We start from the raw sequence: 24,405 nt of genomic DNA on the forward strand, positions 1-24,405 counted from the left end.
GCTAAAACACCTGTAGCGCCTGCCACAATGGCGGTAATACCGACAATGCCAGCAGCATGCCCATTGCCCGGTTAAACCAGCGCCGTTGCTCTGGTGCTGTCAGTAAGCGCTTTAAACCGGCACCAAACATCAACCAACTAATAGTGCAGGGCAAACCCACCAGCAAAAATACCAGCGCAATCAGCGCCAGTTGCTGCCAATATACGCCCTGCAAGCTGGTAAAAGCGGCAATAGCGCCGGTAATCATCACCCAGGCTTTGGCATTTACCCACTGAAACAGCAGTGCCTGCATAAAACTCAGTGGCTTACTGTTGCCCGTTTCTATTTGCTTTGGCTCTGCGCTGGCAATTTTCCACGCCAAATACAGCAAATATATCGAGCCAACTAACTTTATCAGTTGGTGCAACAGCGGCTGTTGCTGCAAGATCAGCCCGGCACCCAGACCTACCGCCAGCAACATCAGTAAAAAACCCAGTTGAATACCGGCCAAATGCGCCAGGCTTTTTTGCACGCCGTAATTAACGCCGGACGACATAATCATAATGTTATTCGGCCCGGGTGTAATACTGGTGGCAAAGGCAAAAAATACTAAGGTCCAGAATAACTCCATGCAGCTTGCTCCTGTTTGCTTACGTTAAGTAGCGACAGTAGCGCGTGCCCCCGGCAGAAAATATACACAGTACAGTGCAAAATAAGCAGTACAGATAAAATAAAAATAATAGCAGAGCAATACAGCGAAGCACTCAAATCAAACCATCAGGTCACACCAGCAGTGTAATAAACAATTAATTACACAAAACATTATGCTACTAACTCATGATTAACAGCTTTGTAGTCGCTAAACTTAAAAACACCCTGATTTTTATATTTATTGTGGAGTAATTGGTATGGGCCTTTGGTCTTTTGTTAAACCGGCCGCCAACAGGCACACTGTGCCGGCCTGGTTGCTTGTGTCTGCACTGGCATTAGCAGTGTCGGGCTGCGGTGGTGGCAGTGACAGTGCGGATACTATGCCCCCGGTGGCCACACCTCCGGTGGTAACACCACCCGATCCAACACCACCAGAGGAAACTCCACCGCCAGAGGAAACACCGCCGCCAGAGGAAACACCGCCGCCAGCAGAAGAGCTGCCAGAACCTGATCTTGAAACCGCTCCCAGCGCCGACGTTAAGCCACTGCCCAAACCAGGTGGCCCGTCGTTACCGCCGCCACCGACTGAGCTCAGGCTATCGGCGGCTTATGATAAAAGCGCCGCTGCAACAGCGGTACTTGCGGTATCTGCCAGCTCGTCTGGCGATGAAAATGGCAATAACACTGCAGATAAAGCCATTGATGGCGATTTAACCAGCCGCTGGGAAAGTGCTTGGGGCGATGATGTTGCCAACGCTGACAATGCCTGGATACAGTTTGATTTTGGTGCCAAAACCGCCATTGGTTATATCAAGCTGTATTGGGAAAATGCCTATGCTGAAGAGTACGCCATTTATATTTCTGATGATGGCCAAAACTGGTATCAGCTGCGCTATATCGCCGGAGCACAGGGCGGCACTGAAGAATTTTTTAACCTGAATATCGATGCCCGCTATGTTCGCCTGCAAGGCATTAAGCGCCACACCCAATATGGCTATTCATTGTTTGAGGTAGAGTTTAAAACGCCGGGCAGCGACAACTCCATGCCGCTGCTGGATACCTCCTATGTGCCCTACCCGCTAAGTGGTAGCGGCCGCCAGCCACTGCCAGCCCCGGCTGAACCGGTTGAAAGCGTGCGCTTTACCCTGGCGGATGGCACCCTGGTAACACGGTTTGGTATGGTAGGCCGCTCACGCCACGCCCGCGAGCGTGGTGAGGAATGGAACGAAATAGGTTTTGGCCTGAACGAAACCGTCGACGCCCAGGGCAACCCCGCCGATAAAGGCCCGGGCGCACATTTAAACTTTATTGCTAACTACTTTAAAAACCGTACCTGGGGCGTCGAGTTTATTGATAACAGCAATGTTGCCGGTGTTACCGCGCCAAGGATTATCGTCAACCAATATTACCAGCAAGCGCAAAAAGGCGGCGGTCACTCTTTTGTTCGCCGCTTTGACGAACCCAACGTTACCGGTTTTGGCTGGATGAGCCCAGGCGATTTACTCGATGATTCTACTTATCTGAGTGACGGTGCACCCTGTCCGGTTGTACAAAAGCCAGCCAATGGCGTGCTGTTAAACCCCAACAGCGGCTACAACGACATCATTGGTGCCAATGACGGCTGCAGCGTGGTATTTGACACCTACCCAGGCCACAGAGCGCTGTCTGCCAATGACGATGGCGTACTGGTGCCAAACGGCAATAGCGTAGCCGCGCGGGCGCTGAAAAAGGGTGACATTATTGAGTTTACCGGCTCGTTTTTCTCTACCCGTGCAGTGATGGATGCCATTGGTGATAACGGCGGCTTTCGGTATTACACCAACGAGCTAACCTACGTCATGGGCCAGGGCTTACGCCCCTGGTATGGCGTGCAACCGCGGTTAATGAATGAACCTTTACCAGACAGCACCCTGCAAGGCGGGCTGGGCTCGGTGTCGTACGATTACGCCGACAATGCCACCTTTATTTTTCAGCAGCCGCATAACAATATTGGTATGCAAAATATACAGCGCTTTATGGAAGGGCGCCGCTGGTTACACACCAACTTATGGACCGGTGAGCATAATGAAGATGGCAATGACCGTAATGACGCAGGCCGGTTTCTGCAAGGCCCGCGTTTTAACCAGTCATCCTGTTTTAACTGCCACGTGAGCAATGGCCGCAGCGTCGCCCCAACAGTAGTAAACCAGCGGCTGGACACTATGGCAATACGTACCGGAGCAACCGGTACCGACACCAACGGCAACTACCTGCCACACCCTATTTACGGCCAGGCACTGCAAATGAATGCGCGCTCGGCCAGCACCGGCGCCGTGCAAAACTGGGGCAATGCTGCTGTGGTTGCCGGTTTTACCACAAAAAATGTACAACTGGCCGACGGCACTGTGGTTGAACTGCGCAAACCGGAAATAGCCTTTGAAGGCCCAACGCCTGAGGCTTATTCCGTGCGCTCGGCGCAGCCATTAATCGGCATGGGCCTGCTTGAAGCCATTGCCGATGAAACCATCTTGGCACGGGTACGCACCACCCCCGATGCTGATGGCGTGCTGGGTACCGCCAACTATGCTTACGATCCTGAAACCGGCGATGTGCGTTTAGGCCGCTACGGCTGGAAAGCCGGTAAAGTGAGCCTGCGCCACCAGGTGGCCAACGCCGCCCTGCTGGATATGTCGGTAACCTCGTCTATTTACCCGAACCGCGATTGTCTGGCCGGGGCAGCACACTGCGACGCTGCCAGTGGCACAGAGCCCGGCTTACCGGATGAAGCGCTGCAGTTAATGACAGAATATCTGCACCTGTTAGCCGTACCGGCACAGCGCAGCCTGGTCAGCGGTTACCCTAAAGGCGTATCGCCCATGGCTTATCTGGATGTTGAGCCGGCAAAAATAGCCCAGGGTGAGCAAGTGTTCAAAGCCATCCGCTGTAATGCCTGCCATGTCAGCGAAGTGCAAACCAGCGCCCGCTCGGCGTTTGATGAAGTACGCAACCAAACTATCCGGCCTTATACCGATATGCTGTTGCATGATATGGGCGAAGAGCTGGCCGATAACTTCGCCGAAGGCCTGGCAACAGGCAGTATGTGGCGCACGCCAGCTTTATGGGGCATAGGCTACACCGAACACGTTGCCGACGGTACACCGGTAGGTTATTTACACGACAGCCGCGCACGCACGCTGACTGAAGCCATTTTATGGCACGGCGGCGAAGCTGAAGTGATTAAAAACCGCTTTATCAACTTACCCACCGAAGAGCGCCAGGCGCTGCTGGCTTTCCTGAAATCGCTGTAATATGCAACCCGGTGCTTACCAGGCACCGGGTTTTCACCCTCTGGCCACTTCCGGTTATCTTGCTGCTGATCTTCTTCTACAACAAGCTGCAGGCTTGCAGCATAGACAGGCTTTTCGCCGCGCAGTACACTGAGGCGCTATTTTATTAACAAACAAGGCTATACCAGTGAATAGAGAGACTTTGTCTGAGCAACAAATTGCAGAAATTAAAAGCAACTTCGATTTTTTTGACCGTGACGGCAATGGCCGGATTGATTTAACCGAGTTTATCGAACTGCTTACAGCGCTGGCCCCTAAAACCAAAGCCAGCCATGTTGAAGAAGGCTTTAAACTTATCGACACCAATAATAACGGCTATATCGACTTTGCCGAGTTTTTAGACTGGTGGCAAGACTGCTGGTGGGAATACTAACATCCACAAGGGCAACGCTACGGCCTGCCCTAATCGGCAAAACTCACTGCACCCATTTTAACTATAGGCATTCCCTCTCGGGCGTAATTGAAATTTTCACCATCAGGGGCAAGACAAGAATCATTACTTGCACTCTTAGCTTTGGCCCCCCTACAGAAGGCAAAGCCTGGTTCCCAAGCTTAGTTAGTTACAAACCTTAGGGAGATCAACTTTCCTAATCTGGGTAATTAATTCTTCAGATTCTGTTATGTCATAGTTAATAGGTAAATCTATCTTTACTATATCAAGACCGTCACCCCCATTAGGTCTGTTAAGGATAAATCTGGGGCTAATTGCCTTTAACCCTGAGTTATCCAATACAAGCTTCTGCGTGCCGCCAGTTTGCCCAACTTTGCCACCAATAGCGTCTCCCGCTACTAAGCCAAAGCAAAAATCCTGCACTACATTGATAAACAATATTGAAGAAGAGTAACTAAAGCCATCGACCAAGATAACCACCTCGCCTGTAAACTTATTTGGCAAGTCGCTATTAACCTTTTCAAGATCTTTAACTTCACCGTTTACCACATCACCAACAGCGTGCTTGTCACTGCCCTGACCACTGAGTATTTTTACCTTATACGTTGAACCTGAACGCCAGGGTTTGCTTGCTATATAGGGCATTATTGCCTTTTTCCAGGTGTCATCTCCGCCGCCATTTCCTCTGATATCGATGTATAAGCGGCGGATATTTTTTTCGGCAATTGAAGTGAAGAAACTATCAAAAAAATCTGTAAACTTTTCATTTTCTTCATAACTCCGAAACGACTTAATTTTCAGTACCGCATCGTCATCCAATATAGTGGCCGCAAAGTTGCTCTCAAAACTGTGGTCTGGCAGCAACAAGTCTGTGCTTTTTTGCTCAGAGACATCAATCGACACGTTTGCTAAAAAAATATCCTTCTTCAGATCTAATACAAACTTCTCTGCGGAGCCATACAACAACCAGTAATACATTGAGAATCGGGTGGACAAAATTGCTTGCCGGTGTGTGGCACTATCGCCGTGAGTAAGCTGTAACAAGGCTGGCATAATTTGCGCTACCGGTACACTATTTATACTAACCACCCGATAGCCTTTTAACTTGCTCTCTTTTCCATTTAGATTAGACAGCACAATGAGCTCGTCACCTTTTATCTTAAATTGAAAAGGCAGCACCCTGTCACCTTCATCTATACTTTGGCGAACAAGGTCTTCCAGGGAATCTGGCATAATAGATAGGTGGCCATCATTAAACTGGCTGTTAAATTTCATTAGTTCAAGCCAGTATGCTCTTAGCGCTATTGGCTTCTTCAAGTTCGATTTTAACCTTTCCACATCGTGATAAAACGACGCAGGATTTTTGACGGTATAAGCCAAATCAGGATGAGTCGACTCGATAAAGTGCAGCCATTTATCTATGTCTTCTACTGCTACTTCCGGGGAGATAAGACTATCTGGCTTTAAAAGCTCTGCAGCAGTATGTGTTGATAAGCAAGATATGAACAAGCACAGCGTGAGTGCTATCAGGCGGTTTTTCATTATTATTCTCTCAGTTAAAACAAGTGAGTCGTAACTGAAGGAGAAAAAGTTTGAAGGCTCAGCAAGTGATAATTAAATCAAAAAATTGAAGCATTTTTTGATTCTGACTAATTAATGGTTAAAACGACTAAAACATTTGGCACTGGTTTGTACATTTCGACTAAAAAACACCTAACCAACTAATTTTAAATGATAAAAATACTGGCATAACACTTGATTGCTTAATGATAAAACACCGCATGTTTAACATTAAAAGGATCAACACTATGAACAGAACACTGGTTATTATCTTATTAGTTGTTGTAGGTATTTACTGCTTGCCTACTTTACTGGCTGTGGCCGCGACCATTTTTGCTATTGTTATCGGCGTTTTCGGCGCTATTCTCGGCGTGGGTATCTCATTAGTGGTTACGCTATTGCCGGTTATTATTGTCGGCTACCTGATCTGGTGGCTGGTGCGTGACAACCGCCGTAACCGTCAGTATTAAACGGTTTCCGGCACAGGGGGCGGTTAAGCCCCCAATGGAAAATTTTACTCATCCCCACTACAACAAGGGGAACTCAGATGCCACTTCTGGCAATAATTGCATCGGAGCATAATTGAACTGGTATGTTTGGTTAGTTAATTGATGTCATAACTATCGGTATCTGAATTTATGCCGGTAAGCTGATTAAGGATCCGATTTCGGCAAACCTGTAAAATTTCATCTGCCAGCGGCGAGTCGTCCGGACAGGCTCGTGATAAAACAATCGCGCCCATGATTTGCGCAATCGTCGTTATTCTGCTGGCTCGGGCTTCGCGCTGGGCGCGTTCGCTCAAAGCATCATCTTTACCTGCCAGGGTTGCCAGCTGATTTTCAATGCCGGCTAAAAATGTCTCTTTAAGTGACTCCGGCTGACGCGCAGCATCTGCGCAAAGTGCAGCCATGGTACAACCTTCGCCCGGAGCATCACGGTGCTGCCGGGACAGGTATTGCTGCACAAAGTCGGCGATATCAACGTCTGCAGTTTTCTCTGCCGACTGCGCAAAACTGCAAGCTGCCGCTTCTGCCATCAAATCAGCCTTAGACCCAAAGTGCTTATAAAACCCTCCATGGGTAAAGCCCGCCGCCGCCATTAAGTCAGCGACGCCCACGCCGTCGTAACCACGTTCGCGAAACAATACCGAGGCCGTCTCAACAATACGCTGACGGTTTTCCTGCACCTGCGCTTTTGTCACCTTCATCTTTGCGGCATCTCCTCACAAAATTATGGCCGCAGTATACTTTGATTATGATCATAATCAAAGTATTTGACATTTTAGATTATGGCCATCATCATTAATGCATTCACCATCCATCAACCGGAAAGCATAGACATGACAGATAGCAAACTTAAACTGCACCGCGCATCGCGGCCGCTATCCAACTATTAACTAAGAGTAAATATTTATGACCACATCTTCCGTTCTTATTACAGGCGCTTCCACTGGTATTGGCGCTGTCTACGCAGATCGCTTTGCACGCCGCGGCCACGACCTTGTACTGGTCGCTCGTGATAAAGCCAGGCTTGATGCCCTCGCAAATCGCTTGCGCCAACAATACGGCATTGCCGTCGATGTTTTAGCTGCTGACCTGACTCAAACCAGTGATCTGGTCAGGGTAGAAACACGTCTGCGCGATGACTCCCGCATAGCAACCCTGATCAACAATGCAGGCATAGCGCAGTCCGGTAGCTTTATTGAGCAAACTCCAGTTGCAATAGAGCAACTTATCGCCTTGAATACAACCGCCCTGACACGGCTGGCCAGCGCTGTTGCACCGCGGTTTGTGCAGACAGGTAAAGGCTCAATCGTCAACATCAGCTCGGTTGTTGGCCTGGCACCCGAGTTCGGTATGTCGGTTTATGGTGCAACCAAAGCCTTCGTGCTTTTCCTGTCGCAGGGCATGAGCCTGGAGTTATCGCCTAAAGGCGTCTATGTTCAGGCCGTACTACCAGCCGGAACCTATACCGAGATCTGGCAACGTGCCGGTATCGACATCAGCACCCTCTCCGAAATGATGCAAGCAGGCGAACTGGTCGATGCAGCACTGGTTGGCTTTGATCGTCGTGAACTGGTAACGATCCCGCCACTGCACAACGCAACGCGCTGGGATAGCCTTGATGCAACACGACAAGCTCTGCTTACAGATATCAGGCAAGCAGAAGCCGCCGAGAGATATAAAACCGCTTAGTAATAAGTAACGCATTTAAGGAGTCCAAGTATTGACAAATAAACTTGTAGCCCTTGTAACCGGCGCCTCATCAGGCATCGGCCAATAGCTTGCTGGCAGCGGGCTACACTGTTTATGGCACCAGCCGGCGCGGCGCTCAGGCAGGCCAGCTGCAGTTTTTACGCAGGTTCGCGCCAGCAGTTGTGCTGGATAAAGGCATATGTAAAAGTCTGCAGCTGGATAATACAAAGGAAAAGTGGTAATAAAAATATGATAAGTACTTAGTGCTTAGCTTAACTGCTCAGCACATTATTATATAGAAACAAGCAGCCTGAACAGGAGACACCATGTTTAATGCCATTGTGATTAACAAAGATGAGCAGGGTTATCGCGCCGGATTAACGGCGGTAGACGAGCAGCAATTACCTGCCGGTGATGTTACGGTAAAAGTGCTGGCCAGCACGCTTAACTACAAAGATGCCCTGGCTATTAGCGGCAAATCGCCGGTGGTGCGTACATTTCCTATGGTACCGGGTATTGACCTCGTCGGTGAAGTGCTGCATTCCGATTCAGTCCGCTTTCAAAGCGGAGATAAAGTATTGCTCAATGGTTTTGGTGTCGGTGAGAACCATTGGGGTGGTCTGGCTGAAAAGGCGCGCCTTAACAGTGCCTGGCTGCTACCGCTGCCAGCAGCATTTACACCTGAGCAGGCGATGGCAATAGGTACAGCCGGTTATACGGCGATGCTGAGCATTTTAGCATTGCAAAAACACGGCATTACTGCGGAACATGGCGAAATTTTAGTCACCGGCGCCAATGGCGGTGTCGGCAGTTATGCAGTGCGCTTACTTAGTAAACTTGGCTACACGGTGGTGGCATGCACCGGCAGGCCAAATGAGAGCGACTATCTTAAACAGCTAGGGGCTGCAGAGATATTACCGCGTGAACAGCTGAGCGCTGCCGGTAAACCGCTGCAAAAAGAACGCTGGGCCGGTGTCATCGATTGTGTCGGCAGCCACACCCTGGCTAATGCCTGCGCCAGCACCCGCTACGGCGGCGCGGTGGCAGCTTGTGGCTTAGCACAGGGCATGGATTTCCCGGTAACGGTTGCACCTTTTATTTTACGCGGCGTTACCTTGTACGGCATTGACAGTGTAATGCGCCCGTTGGCGGATCGCAGCAAAGCCTGGCAGCACCTGAGCGAGTTGCTGCAGCCAGCCGATGTTGATCAGATAGCCAGTGTTATCAGCCTGGAGCAGGTTGTTGCCACTGCTACCCGGTTATTGCAGGGCGATATCCGGGGCAGGGTTATTGTTAAAATCTGACATGCAGCGGTTACAGAACCCGCTGCGTAACGCAGGCTTTAATCAGCAAAACTCACCTTACCCATAGTAACGCCCGGTATACCTTCGCGGGCGTTGCTGAATTTTTGCTTACCGCCAACTAAACATTCGTTCGCCAGTACGGCAAATAATACTGCTTCTTTCGCGTCGGGGTTTATGCCTAAGTCATGGGTGGTTTTAATGCTTACGCCCGGCAGTGCGGCCTGAATTTGGGCCATTAATAACGGGTTATGAATACCGCCGCCGCTGGCGTAAATAACAAACTGATCCAGTTTTGCCGTAGTTTGCTGAATGGCGCTGATAATCATATCGGCGCTAAAACAGTTTAGCGTGGCCATAATATCGGCATCGCTTAACTGCTCTGTGCCACTTACCTGCTGCGCCTTAGCAAGATAGGCCAGATTAAACACCTCCGGCCCGGTGGTTTTAGGAAAACCCAGCGCAAAAAAGCTATCTTGCTTTAACGCCCCCAGTAAAGGCTCACTAACCTTTCCGGCTTTGGCCAGTAAAGAGTTTTCATCAAAGTACTTACCCGGATAATGCTGTTGAATAAACGCATCCATCATAGTATTGCCAGGGCCAATGTCGCTGCTAAATACTGCTTCGGCGTCCAGTGTTTGTGGCAGCCAGGTAAAGTTAGCTATGCCGCCAATATTCAGCATAATGCGGTTTTCGCTATTGCTGCTAAACAATAAATAATCGCCATATACCGCTAAGGGTGCACCCTCGCCGCCGGCAGCAATATGTTTTTGCCGAAAATCACTCAGGGTAATAATACCGGTGGCCATCGCCAGATGATCGCCATCGCCAATTTGCAGCGTGGCATTACCGTAATCAGCCAGATTATGCTGGCGTTTGGGGCAGTGAAAAATGGTCTGGCCGTGGCTGGCTATTACGTCAACATCAGCAGCGGTAAGTTGCCACTGCTCCAGACACTGGTTAATCATGCGGCCGTGCTCCAGGCCTATCCATGGGTTTAGCAGCGTTACTGCCTGCAGGTCTACTTCACGTTTGGAAAACACTGCCTTTACCCGCTGCTTGTAGCCGGCATCGTAATCTACCGTGGTGAATTGCAATAAATTAATACGGGTATTAAGGCCATCGCCGCTTAGTTCACACAGTGCCACATCCAGGCCGTCGAGTGAGGTGCCGCTCATCAGGCCAATAACTTTACGGCTGGGTTTGGCGGCAATATTAAACAAGTTCTGAATATGTGTGTGCATGTGTTTTCCTGTTGAGGCTAACCAAAACTACTGTTGCAAACTGTAGCATGAATAATTTATCCGAAAACACTAAGATTTACACTAAATAAAATTGCATAAAATTTCGCACTGGGGTATATATTCATCGAAAGCTAGTTACTAATGTATAAAAAATTCACAAATCTAAACCCGATATTCTAGCTACAGCAACTGGGAGTATACACAGATGGCGTCTTACCTTAGCAGCAAAACCGCCGGTCACACACTGCGCCAAGCCTCTAAACTGGCTTTGGCAGTAAACCTGGCATTATTCAGCCACATCACTCTGGCACAACAAACGGATGAAGCCGCGGCAGAAAAAACCGAAGTGATCACTATCACCGGTTCGCGCATCGCCCGTACTGAACTTGTTGCATCAAGCCCGGTGGCCTCGGTAGATGAAGTACAAATTCAGCTGGACCGCGCCGTTAACGTTGAAGACATTACCGCCAAACTGCCGCAAGCGGCAGCAGGTGCCAATGCCACCGGCGCCACTGTGGGTGACTCTTTAGGCTCTTCAACTATCGACTTACGCAGCCTGGGCCAAAACCGTACTCTGGTACTGATTAACGGTACCCGTGCCATGCCTTTCAGCTTTCGCAACTCGGTAGATGTTAATATTATTCCGGCCGGCTTAATTAAGCGGGTAGATGTATTAACCGGTGGTGCGGCTGCCGTATACGGCGCCGATGCCGTAGCTGGCGTAGTGAATTTTATTATGGACGACAAGTTTGATGGCGTTGAGCTGTCGGCCAGTTATGAAACCGCCGATGGTGGCGGTGAAAAAATGAATACTGAAGCCGTATTTGGTGGCGACATTGCCAATGGCCGTGGCCATATTACCGGCTATGTCGGCTACTCTGAACGCAAAGCGCTGCTGGCCGGTGAACGTGACTGGGCGATGCAAAACAGCGGCAGCATTATCAACAGCGGCGGTTTTTATACCGATGTTGCCAGCGGCAACAGCTTTGGTATTGACGATAACGGCGGCGTGACTGCTGGCCGTAACACAGTAAACGTTACTGATCAGCGCTACCTCACCCAGCCAATGGATCGTTTATCTGCCGGTTTATTCTTTAACACCGAATTTAATGATTACGTTGAACTGTATGGCCGCGGCATGTACGCCAAAGTAAAAGTAACCGGCGCCGGTTCTGCTGGCCAGACTCCCATTTCAGTTAACGAGCAGGTTACCTTAACAGCAGATAACCCTTATATTCCTGCGGCGGTGCGCGATTCAATCAGCTTTGACGCCAACGGCAACGCGCTGGTTAACGTAGAGCGTAATCTGGGCCTGGGTGTCCAGTACACTGAAGCGGTGCGCGAATCCAGCCAGTTCCAACTGGGTTTAAAAGGTATATTAACCGATAGCTTAAGCTACGACGTTTACGCCCAGTATGGCCTTACCGACGAAACCTCCAGCATTTATAACAATGCCTACCGCAACAACAACAGCGGTGTCAGTCGTTTTGGTGCTTTGGCCAACACGGTAGATATTTTTGACCCGCAGCTGGATTTAAGCTCGTTTAGCGCGCCACTGCTGTTTGCCAACCGCGAGCGTACGCAAAGCGTATTGGCGGCTACAGTATCGGGCGATTCAGCGCCATTATTTGAATTACCGGCCGGTGCAGTAAGCTATGCGCTGGGTTATGAATACCGCAAAGAAACTGGCAAACAAATTCCGGGCGATGCGTTTCGTAACGGCACCAGCTTTTCCTCAGCCGGTGTATTTGACATGGATGCCAGCTTCGACAGTAAAGAAGCCTATGCCGAAGTGCTGGTGCCACTGTTATTTGATACCGCCTTTGCCGAACAGCTTGACTTTGAAGGGGCTTACCGCGTTTCTGAGTACTCTAACACCGACGCTGAAAACACCTGGAAGCTGGGCATTAACTGGGCAATAAACAGCGACGTACGTATTCGTGCCAGCCGCCAAACTGCGTTTCGTGCACCTAACTTAGGTGAATTTGCCAGCCCGATCACAGCGTTGTCACTGGCGTTGTTTGACCAAACCAGCGAGCAATTTGTACCACGCTTTGCCGGCCGTTTTGATGGCGACCCATGTTTACTGGGCACCGGTAATGCCGAGCAATGCGCCCGTTACGGTGCCGCGCCGGTAGGCACACCGTTTGATGCCTCTACCGCCAGCTACACTTTTGGCGGTAACCCTGAGATTAAACCAGAGCAAGCTGTGTCTGCTACGCTGGGTCTGGTGTATACGCCGTCTTATCTGAAAGGGTTTGATGTCACGGTGGATTACTACACCATTGAAATTACTGATGCAGTAAGCCAGATCCAGCCGGCTGCCGCGCTGAAAAACTGTTATATCGACAACCCGGTTGCCGGCAACCCGTTGTGTGATGCGGTAGTGCGCGACCCGCAAACCGGCCTGATCAGCACCGCCATTGTGAACGACTTTAACCTGGCAGCTGTGAAGCAAGACGGCGTTGACCTGGCGGTTAATTACCGCTTCGACGCCCCTGCTATTATGGGCGGCAGCATGAAGCTGGCGTATCAGGGCACCATTATTACCAAGCAAACCCGGCAGGATAACGCCACCCTGCCCGCCATTGACTGTAAAGGCACCTTTGGCAGCGCTTGCTCCGGCGATTTTGCCAGCGTGCTGCAGGCAGACTACAAACACCGTATGACACTGGACTGGAACCTCGACACGCTGGGCGTTCAGCTGGGCTGGCGTCGTATTGGCGAAGTAGAAAGTGCCGCCAACCGCAGTATCAGCATTGGCGCACAAAACTATATCGACTTATCCGCGTCATGGCAGGCTACTGACGAGCTTAGCGTAACAGCTGGTATTGATAACATGCTGGATAAAGATCCGCCATTACCGGTATCTGGCGCCAACCACTTTAACACAGTAAGTGACTACTCAGTTTTAGGTCGCACTGTGGGTATTTCCCTGCGTTACAAGCCCGCGTTCTAATCCCGGACACGGTGTTTCCCGGCCTGTATTGCAGGCCGGGCTTTTCAATTCCCTCCCTTCATAATAAGCTGCTGGTTAAAACCGTTTTACTATACTGAGCCAATCTGGCTGCAAACAGGAATACCGGATGTCTGTACTCGACAAAATTCATGCCCTGCGCGAAAAATTTCCGCGTGCAGAGCAGCAACTGGCAGAATATATTCTGGCTAACCCGGATCATATCCGTGATATGCCATCACAAATGCTGGCAAAAGCCGTGGGCATCAGCCAGGCCAGTGTGGTGCGCTTTACCCAGAAACTGGGTTACAAAGGCTACCCGGATTTTAAATTTGCTATAACCGACAGCCTGCACCATCAGGTACTGCCCGCTAGCGCCGACAAGCTGCACGGTGAAATTTCATTAGATGACACCTTCAGCACCATGAGCCAGAAACTGCTGGCCAGCAAAATTAATGTGCTGAATAAAACCCATACCATTAACTCACAAACCAGCTATGAGCAGGCCGCATTGATGTTGCGCAATGCCAAACGGGTGCTGCTGTGTGGCAAGGGCGGCTCGGCCTTAGTGGCAAAAGATTTCTCTTACAAACTGCAAAAACTCGGCATGGCTGCGCTGGCCGAAACCGACACCCATGTGCAACTGGCCAATATTGCCAACTACACCAGAGAAGATGTACTGGTGGTGTTGAGTGAATCGGGTGAAACTGCCGACAGCGTAAAAATTACCGAACAAGCGGCCAGCAACGGCGTGCAAATTATCAGTATTACTGCCTACGGTGCCAATAGCATTGCCCGGCTGGCCGGGCTGAATTTGTATACGGTGGCAGATGAAAGCTCAGCGCGGTTGTCGTCTATTCTGGCGCGCAATGCTCAGGAGCTGGTGATCGACACGCTGTTTATTCTGCTAACCCAAACCTGCCCGCAAGGCCGCAAAAAACTGGCGGCATCTAACAAAGCAGTAGACACCTTTTTAGCCCGCAAACGCTAATAAATTAAAAAATTCTAATATAGAGTAACAAAAGCTTGATCCAGCGCATAAGCGCTGGCTGCCTTCGCTTGTATAGTGTTTGGGCTGTACTACCTTATAGGTACTGCCTAACATTAACCTGCTCACGCGGAGTATGCAGATGGATATTGTAGACCTGTCCCGACTTCAGTTTGCCTTTACGGCAATGATCCACTTCCTGTTTGTTCCTCTTACTCTGGGTATGGCTTTTTTACTGGCCATTATGGAATCGGTTTATGTTATGACCGGTAAAACCATTTACCGTGATATGACCAAATTCTGGGGTAAGTTATTTGGTATTAACTTTGCGCTGGGGGTAACCACCGGCATTGCCATGGAATTCCAGTTTGGTACTAACTGGTCTTACTATTCGCATTATGTTGGCGACATTTTTGGCGCACCGCTGGCAATTGAAGCACTGATGGCATTTTTTCTTGAATCTACCCTAATCGGCTTATTTTTCTTTGGCTGGGACAGGTTAAACAAAGAAAAACATTTAGCAGTCACCTGGCTAATGGCATTAGCCAGCAATTTGTCGGCGCTGTGGATCTTAGTCGCCAACGGCTGGATGCAACATCCGGTAGGCTCAGTATTTAATATCGACACTATGCGGATGGAGCTAACGAGCTTTAGCGAGGTTATTTTTAACCCGGTAGCTCAGGTTAAGTTTGTTCACACCGTATCAGCCGGTTATGTCACCGGTGCGGTATTTGTACTGGCCATTTCCAGTTGGTATCTGCTCAAAGGCCGCGACTTACCCTTCGCAAGGCGTAGCTTTGCTATTGCATCAGCGTTTGGCCTGGCCAGTGCGCTGTCGGTAATAGTGCTGGGAGATGAATCAGGCTATGAAATTGGCGATGTACAAAAAGTAAAACTGGCCGCTGTAGAAGCCGAATGGCATACCCACCCGGCACCGGCAGCCTTTACGGTGTTCGGCGTACCAAACGAGCAAACACAAACCACCGACTACGCGCTGAAAATCCCGGCTGTGCTTGGCCTTATTGCTACCCGCTCGGTAACCGAAGAAGTAGCCGGCATCAGCGAACTGAAAGAAAAACACCTTGAGCGTATTATCCGCGGCCAGGAAGCTTATGTGCTGATGACGCAATATCGCGCCGGTGATAAATCGCCGGCAACGATTAACCGCTTTAATGAAGTCAGCGCCGATTTAGGCTACGGCATGCTATTAACCGCTTACACCGACGATGTTGCCAATGCAACGGCTGAGCATATTGCTCAGGCGGTGGAAGACTCAGTGCCTAAAGTATGGCCGCTATTCTGGAGCTTCCGCATTATGGTCGCGTGCGGCGTATCAATGCTGGTGCTGTTTGCTGCAGCCTTCTGGCACAGCGCTAAACGCACGGTAGATAAACCGCGCTGGCTGCTTAAATTTGCCCTGTTCAGCCTGCCACTGCCGTGGATAGCCTGCGAAGCCGGCTGGTTTGTCGCCGAATATGGCCGCCAACCCTGGGCCATTGGTGAAATACTGCCAACCCATTTAGCGGTGTCGCAGCTTAGTGTCAGCGATATCTGGTTCAGCCTTGGCACTATAGTGGTGCTGTACACCATCTTCGTCATTATCGAAATGTGGCTGATGACAAAATACGCCAGGCTTGGGCCCTCCAGCCTGCATACCGGTAAATACGATTTAGAAAGCCCAGCTACCGTGAAGGAGGCATAACATGGATTACGAAGCACTAAGGTTTATCTGGTGGGTACTGATTGGCGTACTGCTGATTGGTTTTGTAGTAACCGACGGTTTTGATATGGGTGTAGCTGCCTTGCTAAAAGTGCTGGGCAAGAGCAATGACGAGCGCCGCGTTATGATCAACGCCATAGCGCCGCACTGGGATGGTAATCAGGTGTGGTTAATTACGGCTGGCGGTGCCTTATTCGCGGCCTGGCCCACGATATATGCCGCCTCGTTCAGTGGCTTTTATATCGCGTTAATGTTAACGCTGTTTGCGCTGTTTTTACGCCCCATTGGCTTTGAATACCGCGCTAAAATTGACAGCGAAACATGGCGCAGCCGCTGGGACTGGGCACTTACCGCAGGCTCAGCCATACCGGCGCTGATTTTTGGTGTGGCGTTTGGCAATCTGCTACAAGGCGTACCCTTTTACTTTGACGACATTCTACGCCTGCACTACACCGGCGGTTTCTGGGCTTTGCTTAACCCCTTCGCCTTGCTGGCCGGCGTGTTAAGCCTGCTAATGATAGTAAACCACGGCGCCACTTACCTGCAGCTGAAAACCGAAGCCGAACTTAAAGCGCGCAGCGAAAAACTGTCGGTAAAGCTGGCACTGGTATGCGCGGTTATCTTTGTGCTGGCCGGTGTTTGGCTGTTTCTGGCAGTAGATGGCTATAGCGTTACCAGCCTTATTGATACTAACGGTGCCAACCGTACTACCGACAAAACCGTACTGATAATCGCCGGAGCCTGGTTTAGTAACTATGCTAAATGGCCGCTGCTGTGGCTGGCACCGGCGCTTGGCGTGGTGGGCTTTTTAGTCTGTGCGCTGGCTAGTAAAACGCAGCGCCATATTACTGCTTTTATCAGCTCGTCTTTGGCTATTGCCATGGTAGTGCTGACAGCCGGCATAAGTATGTTCCCGTTTGTTATGCCATCCAGCACCACACCGGCACACAGCCTGACCATGTGGGATGCTACCGCCAGTGAAACCACGCTGATGATTATGTTTGTGGTAGCCTGCATCTTTGTACCGCTGATCCTGGCATACACCGGCTGGAGTTACTTTGTCATGCGCGGTCGCTTAAACGAGCAGCATATCCGTGACAACAGCCATTCACTGTACTGATCTTCAGTTGAGAAAAAGGAGCACCTTATGTGGTATTTTGCCTGGATTTTAGGCGTATTAATGGCCTGCTCATTTGGTATTATCAATGCCATGTGGCTGGAATTTAAAGGCTACGAAGGCGAGGATGCCCAAGCTGACTAGCCCAACCAAACCGGCGCAGCAGCTGGCAGCACTGCTGCAAAGCCAGCGTAAACGGCTTAACAGCGCCCTGCTGTTAGCCGTAAGCGCCAGCCTGCTGTTTATCTTGCAATGCTATTTACTGGCCAGCCTGTTTGCCAGTTGGCTTATTGCCAGCCAGCAAGGCCTGCAATTTGACAGCAGCCATTTACTTAACACCCTGCTCTGGCTGGCGCTGTGCCTGCTGGGGCGGCCTGCACTGCAATATTGCCGTGAACAACTTAGCTTAAAGGCCAGCCAGCATATCCGTAGCCGCTTACGTGTGCAGTTGCTGGCAAAACTGGCCGATGCCGGCCCGGCTAAAAACCAGTATGGTAACGATGGCAGCTTAAGCAGCAAACTGCTGGAGCAGGTTGATGCACTGGATGGTTTTATCAGCCGCTATTATGTACAACGTTATCTGGTGCTGATCACGCCATTGCTGCTGGTTAGTACCACCTTTATCTACAGCCCGCTGGCGGCGGTTATTTTATTAGTTACCGCCCCGTTGGTGCCACTGTTTATGATATTGCTCGGCAATGCTGCCGCCGGTGCCAGCCAGCGCCAGTTGCAACAACTTAGCCGCATGAGTGGCCGCTTTCTTGATTTAGTGCGTGGTATGCCTACGCTGCAACAATTGCAGGCTACTGAACGCGCTGCGCAATCGGTTGCCAATGCCGCTGGTCGTTACCGCGACAGCAGCATGGGCGTGCTGAAACTAGCTTTTTTATCCGGCGCTGTGCTGGAGTTTTTCTCGGCACTGGCCATTGCCTTACTGGCACTGTATTTAGGTCTGGGCCTGCTGGGTATTTTGCCCTGGGCCAAAGAAGTTATACCGGTGCCGTATCAGGGCGCTTTATTTATTTTGCTGCTGGCACCGGAGTTTTACGCACCACTGCGCCAGCTTGGCAGCGATTACCACGCCAAAGCACAGGCCGAAGCCGCAATTGACGAGCTAAGCCCTATTCTACAACGCCGTGCCTGGCAACACCCCGGCACACAGTTACTAACGCTAAGCAGTGCGCCGCAGATTAGCCTGCAACAGCTGCATATTCTAACCGCAGAGCAGCGCCAGCGGCTGGCACCGGTTAGCTTTAGCATAAAAAGTGGCGGGCGCATTGCCCTGCAGGGGCCAAGTGGCTGTGGCAAATCCAGCCTGTTGCATGCACTGCTGGGTTTTGTGCCGTATCAGGGCGATATTCTGATCAACCAGCACAGCCTGGCACAGCTTGAGCGCAACCACTGGCAACAGCAACTGGGCTATATGGCGCAGTACAGCAGTATTGCTGCTGCCAGCATTGCCGATAACCTGCGCCTCGCCGCGCCTGATGCCAGCGAGCAGCAACTGATAGCCGCGCTGCAACAGGTAGAGCTGTGGCCGTTAATACAACAATTACCGCTGGGGCTAAATACTATGCTGGGAGAGCGCGGCCGGGGCTTGTCCGGCGGCCAGCTGCAACGGCTGGCACTGGCGCAGCTGTTGCTGCGCGATGCTAAAGTCTGGTTACTGGACGAGCCCACCGCGCACTTAGACGGCGCTACTGCTTATCGTTTACACCAGCTGATTGGCACACTGAGCCAGGGTAAAACGCTGATTATCGTTAGCCACCAGCTACACGGCCTGGATTGGCTGGATCAGGTAATACGGCTGGACAACCCTGCCATTAGCCATATTGACGGAGCGCAGTATGTTCAAGCCTAAGAGCGTGCCAGCGCCTGAACGCAGTATTCGTTTACGCAGCCTGCTGCAAAGCCGCGGCAAGGCATGGTTGCTGGCCTTGCTGCTGGGGCTGGTTACTTTACTGGCTGCAGTGACCTTGCTGGCATTATCTGGCTGGTTTATCAGTGCCGCCGCGCTGGCAGGGCTGGCCAGCGTGGGCGCTTATGGTTTTGATTACTTCCGACCGGCGGCGATTATCCGCCTCTGTGCCATTGGCCGCACGGCCGGGCGCTATGCAGAGCGCTTAACCTCGCACTATGCTGCCCTTGGCTTGTTAAAAGATTTACGCGTGCACAGCTTTACCGCGCTGGCACAACAGCCGCACAGCAACCGCCATTCGGCAGATACGCTGCAGCATCTGGTCGGCGATATCGATTTACTCGATCAGTTTCCGTTAAAAGTTATCGCGCCCTGGCTTTGGGCCTGCAGTTTAACCGCACTGGTGCTGTTGTTCTGGTACTTGCTGGCACCTACTCTGCTAATCTATGCCGCCCCTTGCCTGCTGCTGGCGCTGGCGTTGCCGCTGCTAACGGTACGCCGTGGCAAAGCACTGGCACAACAGGATACCCGCTCCACCACACAGCGGCGCACACAACTGCTGGAGCCGCTATCAATGCTAACGTCGTTACTGTTGTGGCAACGCTGGGCAGATAAAATCAGTCAATTTAGCGCACTGGATCAGGCTTATATCCGTTTACAGCTGCGCCAGCAGCAATTAATCAGCCGTACCGCTTTGGTGCAGCAAAGCCTGCTGGCATTAAGCCTGCTGGCGCTGTTGTGGCAAGGCAGCACGCTGGTGGCAGACAACAGGCTAACCGTGCCGCTGCTGCTGGCAGCCATGCTGGCACTGTGGGCCTTGCATGAAGTATTGCTGCCGCTGTGCCAGAGCTTTATTGCGCTGGGCCTTAGTAGCGCTGCCCGCGACCGGCTGAATCAGTTAACTGATGTCAGCACGCCAAAACAGTTTAATAAACCTGAACCTGCCACACCGCTGAGCCTGAATGTCTACCAGTTGTCGGCACGCCAGAATGGTGCTTTATCTGGCCCTTCACAGGTCAGCTTCAACCTGAAAAGTGGTGATGTACTGCTTGTAAGTGGCGCCTCCGGCAGCGGTAAAACGACTTTATTGCAGGCGCTGGCTAATCAACTGGCGTTTAGTGGTGATATCAACCTGAACGGCCTGCCATACGCCGAATGGCAACTGAGTAATACTGTGGGCTATTTGCCACAACAACCGGACTTATTTGATTTAACTCTGGCGCAAAACCTGCGCTTAGGTGCGCCAGATGCAACCGAGCAACAGCTATGGCAGGTATTAGATGATGTGGCGCTATGCGACTGGGCCAAAAATCAGCCGCAGCAACTGGATACGGTGATGGGTGAATACGGTGCCGCGGTGTCTGGCGGCCAGGCCCGGCGCATTGCCCTGGCGCGCCTGCTGTTAACCCGGCGGCCGCTATTACTGCTGGACGAACCTTTTGCCGGCTTAGACCCGGCCACCACAGCGCATGTGCTTAACACCTTGCTGGCACGCCAACGCAATGGTTTGCTGGTTATGGTCAGCCATCAGCAGCTTAATGTGCCACACGCTAAACTGCTGCAACTGTAGTAACGGCAGTAGAACTTTGTGTCAAAAAGATTTACAACACTACTGCAAATAACGCATTATATTGCAGGTAACCTGATGATTTACAAAAATTTCAGTACTTTGGTATTTTTTTTGCATCAAAGCAGCCATTAAACGGATGCCCGGCTGAATGGATAAAACAGCGTCCGGGCGGCATCAGCTCATTGGATTAAGGCTATCACTATGGAAAAGTTACTTGTTGCCAGTTTGCTTGTACTTAGCAGTACCAGTTATGCAGCTACCCAAACCTGGGATTTTGTTGGCAGCGGCGGTGTCAGCAGCCTGAACCGTAATATAGTTGCCAATAGCATCAACCTGAGTGACAACGACAACACTATGTCGGTGTCAATGACGGCTTGGTCTGCCTACAACGATGAAAACATTTTTCAAAGCGAACTGTGGTTAAGCCAATGGGGTACGCTGGTATATAACGCCAACGGCGAAGCGCACTGGACAGATAACGTCGGGCGCTATGACTTTGTGCTGTTGTCTTTTGATCAGGATGTTGAGCTGTCTGGCATCAGCATTTCTAACTACATGACCGACTCTGATATTTCTATTGCAGCCTTTGACAGCAACCCGTTTGAAGGTGGCTCTGCCATGACTCGCTGGAATCAGGTATCTGGTTATGCATTGTCGTCTTCCAGTTTTTCTAATGTTGGTTCATCACCACTGAACCAGTATTATGCTCTGGACAGCGGCGCTAATCAGGCTAAAACAACAGCCGGCACCAGCGCCAGTTATTGGCTGATTGGTGCTTACAACCAGTATTTTGGTGGTGGTTTAACAGCGGGTAATGACAACCTGAAATTCAGTGGCTTAACCACTCAAACCTCAAATACTACCCAGGTTTCTGCTCCTGCCAGCTTGTCATTGTTTGCCTTTGCTTTATTAGCTTTTGCCGGCCGGCGCAACAAGCTGCGTTGATTTTTATTGTGTTACCCAAAGCACCGCACGCGGTGCTTTTTTATTAGCTGTAATTTATACCAATAAAAAACCCCGCGCTATAAAGCACGGGGTGTCAGATAAAAAGACAAAGGACAAGGATAGACGTAGTTTGGTGGTGACGTTCAGTTCGCGGTAGCGCTACCTGTTGGTAGCGTATCGCTCACTTGCTCCCGGGAAGTTCCACCAACTCTTCCCAGGCTGCTTACTTTACCGACGCGACGAATTCAGGGTAGGCTTCAATACCACACTCTGACGCATCAACGCCTTCATACTCGGCTTCTTCGCTTACGCGGATGCCTATAACCAGTTTCAATACATACCAAACTATCAGGCTGGCAATAAATACCCAGGCGAAGATAGCTGCAGCGCCAATTAACTGGCCAACAAAGCTGGTACCGTCTTTGGTTAATGGCACCAGTAACAGGCCAAATAAACCTGCGACACCGTGTACAGAAATCGCACCCACCGGATCATCAATCTTCAGCTTATCCAGACCGATAATAGACGCTACAACCAACACGCCACCAATAGCGCCGAATAACGTTGCCTGCAGTGCAGTTGGTGTGGATGGCTCAGCAGTAATAGCCACTAAACCCGCCAGTGCGCCGTTTAATGCCATGGTTAAATCTGCTTTACGGAACAACACCACCGACAGTGCCAGCGCAGCTATTGCGCCTGCAGCGGCAGCAGCATTGGTGTTAAGAAATACTACAGCTACCGCATTAGCGTTGCTGATATCACCCAGCTTTAATACCGAGCCCCCGTTAAAACCGAACCAACCCATCCACAAAATCAGGGTACCCAAGGTAGCCATTGGCATATTCGCACCCGGAATGGCATTTACTTTGCCATCTTTGCTGTACTTGCCTTTACGCGCGCCCAGCAGCAATACACCTGCCAGCGCAGCGGCCGCACCGGCCATATGTACGATGCCTGAACCGGCAAAGTCAGAGAAACCAAATTGGTCATCCAGATTAATACCAAACATGCCCTCTGCACCCCAGGTCCATGAACCGTGCACCGGATAAATAAAACCCGTCATCACTACGGCAAATGCCAGGAAAGCCCACAATTTCATGCGCTCGGCCACAGCGCCGGAAACGATAGACATAGCAGTAGCTACAAACACCACCTGGAAGAAGAAATCAGATGCAGTAGAGTACACAGCACCACCAGTGAAGCCATCTTCACGTTCAGCAAAGCTGGTTAAGGTGGCATCAACGTCAACGCCGCCGATACCGCTTAAGAAAAACTCGCCGCCATACATAAAGGCATAACCGCACACCAGATACATAATGCAGGCGATAGAATACAACGCCACGTTCTTAGTCAGAATTTCGGTAGTATTTTTTGCCCGTACCAGGCCAGCTTCCAGCATAGAGAAGCCCGCAGCCATCCACATCACCAATACCCCACAGATCAGGAAGTAAAAGGTGTCCATTGCATACTGTAAATGATAAATTTGCTCTTGCATGATAACAGCTCCTTATATGGCTTCAGCGTCAGACTCGCCGGTCCGAATACGCACTGCCTGCTCCAGGTCATAAACAAAAATTTTGCCGTCGCCGATACGGCCGGTGTAAGCGGCTTTCTGGATCGCTTCAATCAAACGATCAACCTGATCGTCCAGCGTGGCAATTTCTAGCTTGACCTTAGGCAGGAAGTCGACCTGATACTCAGCACCGCGATATAACTCGGTATGCCCTTTCTGGCGGCCGAAACCTTTTACTTCTGTTACCGTTAAACCTTCTACCCCAATGTCAGCAATAGCTTCGCGTACATCGTCCAGTTTGAACGGCTTGATGATGGCACATACAAGCTTCATGATGTTTTCCTTTTTACTTTTGTAAGGCGATTGCACCTTATACAAGGAAACCTTGTGCCACTTTTATTTATTCTTTATTTATCAGAACATTAAGTGAAAACCCCTCTGGTAGATGAAAAAAAACGCACCATAACGGTGCGTTTATTCCCTGTCGCTGTGCAGCTTCAGCGCAGGTTCAGCTCGCCAGAAACTGCTGCCATTCGCGCAGCAGTTTTAGTAAATCTTCCAGCCCGCATTGCGTGCTCATACCCTGCTCGTCCAGCTGTAAATCGTCATCGGCCAGCTTATCTTGCTGGCGCTGCGGCAACTGCTCAGTACCGGTATAAAACAGCGTGTTGTGGCTTAATGTCACTTCGCCATTTTCTACCTCAAGCAAAAACTCTTTGCCCTGATACTGCATACTCTGGTGCGGTTTAAGCCCGCTTAGTTGCTGCAGTAATGGCGTATACGCTTCGGCCAGTTGGCCAAATTCATCCAGTAAAAACCGGCCCAATACCTCATGCTCCGCCGTCAGCTTGATGCTGAACTGCAGTGTATTGCGATCGTAAATAAAGTCGTATTCCATACATTTTATCCATACGAAGAAATAGGCTGATGGTTATTTGCGCTGCTTTTCCCTGGCGAACTTGCATCCCCAATGGGGCGACACAGGGTGTCTGAGCGAGCGCTTTAGCGGGCGCGAGTTACTGTGTCGAGCC

Annotated in this window: 20 protein-coding genes; 13 read left to right on the forward strand and 7 right to left on the reverse strand. The window is 50.6% G+C overall.

The annotated features are described in order from the left end of the window. Position 1: 1 nt before the first annotated feature. Positions 2–610 carry a LysE family translocator gene (locus AR688_RS10660; RefSeq protein ID WP_068233136.1) on the reverse strand — a complete coding sequence of 203 codons (609 nt, stop codon included), beginning with the start codon at positions 608–610 and terminating at the stop codon, positions 2–4. 277 nt (positions 611–887) lie between these two features. Here AR688_RS10660 and AR688_RS10665 point away from each other — a divergent pair, with 277 nt between their 5' ends. Then, positions 888–3,917: a di-heme oxidoredictase family protein gene (locus tag AR688_RS10665; RefSeq protein WP_068233139.1), complete on the forward strand. Its 3,030-nt coding sequence runs from the start codon at positions 888–890 to the stop codon at positions 3,915–3,917. 166 nt (positions 3,918–4,083) lie between these two features. Further along, positions 4,084–4,329: an EF-hand domain-containing protein gene (locus AR688_RS10670; RefSeq protein WP_068233142.1), complete on the forward strand. Its 246-nt coding sequence runs from the start codon at positions 4,084–4,086 to the stop codon at positions 4,327–4,329. A 183-nt stretch (positions 4,330–4,512) separates the two neighbouring features. On the opposite strand, the gene AR688_RS10675 is transcribed toward AR688_RS10670, so the two are convergent. After that, positions 4,513–5,889 (reverse strand): S41 family peptidase, encoded by a 1,377-nt coding sequence (locus AR688_RS10675; protein ID WP_068233145.1) that lies wholly within the window; start codon positions 5,887–5,889, stop codon positions 4,513–4,515. A 266-nt stretch (positions 5,890–6,155) separates the two neighbouring features. Between AR688_RS10675 and AR688_RS10680 the strand changes: the two genes are divergently transcribed. Beyond that, the gene (locus tag AR688_RS10680) at positions 6,156–6,377 is read left to right on the forward strand and encodes a hypothetical protein (RefSeq protein ID WP_068233148.1); all 222 of its coding nucleotides are present in this window, start codon (positions 6,156–6,158) and stop codon (positions 6,375–6,377) included. A gap of 134 nt (positions 6,378–6,511) precedes the next feature. On the opposite strand, the gene AR688_RS10685 is transcribed toward AR688_RS10680, so the two are convergent. Further along, positions 6,512–7,114 (reverse strand): TetR/AcrR family transcriptional regulator, encoded by a 603-nt coding sequence (locus AR688_RS10685; RefSeq protein ID WP_068233151.1) that lies wholly within the window; start codon positions 7,112–7,114, stop codon positions 6,512–6,514. Between the two features lie 205 nt (positions 7,115–7,319). On the opposite strand from AR688_RS10685, the gene AR688_RS10690 reads away from it, so the two are divergent. Together AR688_RS10690 and acuI are read left to right on the forward strand one after the other, a co-directional pair. Continuing rightward, the gene (locus tag AR688_RS10690; protein ID WP_068233154.1) at positions 7,320–8,102 is read left to right on the forward strand and encodes an SDR family NAD(P)-dependent oxidoreductase; all 783 of its coding nucleotides are present in this window, start codon (positions 7,320–7,322) and stop codon (positions 8,100–8,102) included. A gap of 326 nt (positions 8,103–8,428) precedes the next feature. Next, the gene (gene acuI, locus AR688_RS10695; protein ID WP_068233157.1) at positions 8,429–9,406 is read left to right on the forward strand and encodes an acrylyl-CoA reductase (NADPH); all 978 of its coding nucleotides are present in this window, start codon (positions 8,429–8,431) and stop codon (positions 9,404–9,406) included. 38 nt (positions 9,407–9,444) lie between these two features. Here the strand turns inward: acuI and AR688_RS10700 are convergent, their stop codons facing one another. Beyond that, positions 9,445–10,647, reverse strand: a complete 1,203-nt coding sequence (locus tag AR688_RS10700) for an anhydro-N-acetylmuramic acid kinase (protein ID WP_068233160.1) — start codon at positions 10,645–10,647, stop codon at positions 9,445–9,447. A gap of 205 nt (positions 10,648–10,852) precedes the next feature. On the opposite strand from AR688_RS10700, the gene AR688_RS10705 reads away from it, so the two are divergent. The 8 genes from AR688_RS10705 to xdp1 all read left to right on the forward strand — a co-directional run bounded on the left by AR688_RS10705 (position 10,853) and on the right by xdp1 (position 21,861). Next, a complete protein-coding gene (locus AR688_RS10705) occupies positions 10,853–13,606 on the forward strand; it encodes a TonB-dependent receptor domain-containing protein (protein ID WP_068233162.1) in 2,754 nt (917 codons plus the stop codon). 127 nt (positions 13,607–13,733) lie between these two features. Then, positions 13,734–14,594 carry a MurR/RpiR family transcriptional regulator gene (locus tag AR688_RS10710; protein ID WP_068233165.1) on the forward strand — a complete coding sequence of 287 codons (861 nt, stop codon included), beginning with the start codon at positions 13,734–13,736 and terminating at the stop codon, positions 14,592–14,594. Between the two features lie 139 nt (positions 14,595–14,733). After that, positions 14,734–16,293, forward strand: coding sequence for a cytochrome ubiquinol oxidase subunit I (locus AR688_RS10715; RefSeq protein WP_082694742.1), 1,560 nt, complete (start codon positions 14,734–14,736; stop codon positions 16,291–16,293). A gap of 1 nt (position 16,294) precedes the next feature. After that, positions 16,295–17,431 (forward strand): cytochrome d ubiquinol oxidase subunit II, encoded by a 1,137-nt coding sequence (gene cydB, locus AR688_RS10720; RefSeq protein WP_068233172.1) that lies wholly within the window; start codon positions 16,295–16,297, stop codon positions 17,429–17,431. A 27-nt stretch (positions 17,432–17,458) separates the two neighbouring features. Then, a complete protein-coding gene (gene cydX / locus AR688_RS10725; protein WP_068233175.1) occupies positions 17,459–17,572 on the forward strand; it encodes a cytochrome bd-I oxidase subunit CydX in 114 nt (37 codons plus the stop codon). Further along, positions 17,556–19,289 (forward strand): thiol reductant ABC exporter subunit CydD, encoded by a 1,734-nt coding sequence (gene cydD / locus AR688_RS10730; RefSeq protein ID WP_068233178.1) that lies wholly within the window; start codon positions 17,556–17,558, stop codon positions 19,287–19,289. Before cydX ends, cydD begins: the two co-directional genes overlap by 17 nt. After that, a complete protein-coding gene (cydC, locus tag AR688_RS10735) occupies positions 19,276–20,916 on the forward strand; it encodes a thiol reductant ABC exporter subunit CydC (RefSeq protein ID WP_082694743.1) in 1,641 nt (546 codons plus the stop codon). The genes cydD and cydC overlap by 14 nt, the downstream gene beginning before the upstream one ends. Positions 20,917–21,117: 201 nt before the next feature. After that, the gene (gene xdp1 / locus AR688_RS10740; protein ID WP_068233180.1) at positions 21,118–21,861 is read left to right on the forward strand and encodes an exosortase-dependent surface protein XDP1; all 744 of its coding nucleotides are present in this window, start codon (positions 21,118–21,120) and stop codon (positions 21,859–21,861) included. Between the two features lie 223 nt (positions 21,862–22,084). On the opposite strand, the gene AR688_RS10745 is transcribed toward xdp1, so the two are convergent. The 3 genes from AR688_RS10745 to AR688_RS10755 form a co-directional block, all read right to left on the reverse strand. Next, positions 22,085–23,356 carry an ammonium transporter gene (locus tag AR688_RS10745; RefSeq protein ID WP_068233183.1) on the reverse strand — a complete coding sequence of 424 codons (1,272 nt, stop codon included), beginning with the start codon at positions 23,354–23,356 and terminating at the stop codon, positions 22,085–22,087. Between the two features lie 12 nt (positions 23,357–23,368). Then, the gene (gene glnK, locus AR688_RS10750) at positions 23,369–23,707 is read right to left on the reverse strand and encodes a P-II family nitrogen regulator (RefSeq protein ID WP_027672351.1); all 339 of its coding nucleotides are present in this window, start codon (positions 23,705–23,707) and stop codon (positions 23,369–23,371) included. Between the two features lie 175 nt (positions 23,708–23,882). After that, a complete protein-coding gene (locus AR688_RS10755) occupies positions 23,883–24,272 on the reverse strand; it encodes a YacL family protein (RefSeq protein ID WP_068233186.1) in 390 nt (129 codons plus the stop codon). Positions 24,273–24,405: the final 133 nt, after the last annotated feature.

This window comes from Rheinheimera sp. EpRS3 (genome assembly GCF_001513785.1).
Taxonomy (GTDB): domain Bacteria; phylum Pseudomonadota; class Gammaproteobacteria; order Enterobacterales; family Alteromonadaceae; genus Alishewanella.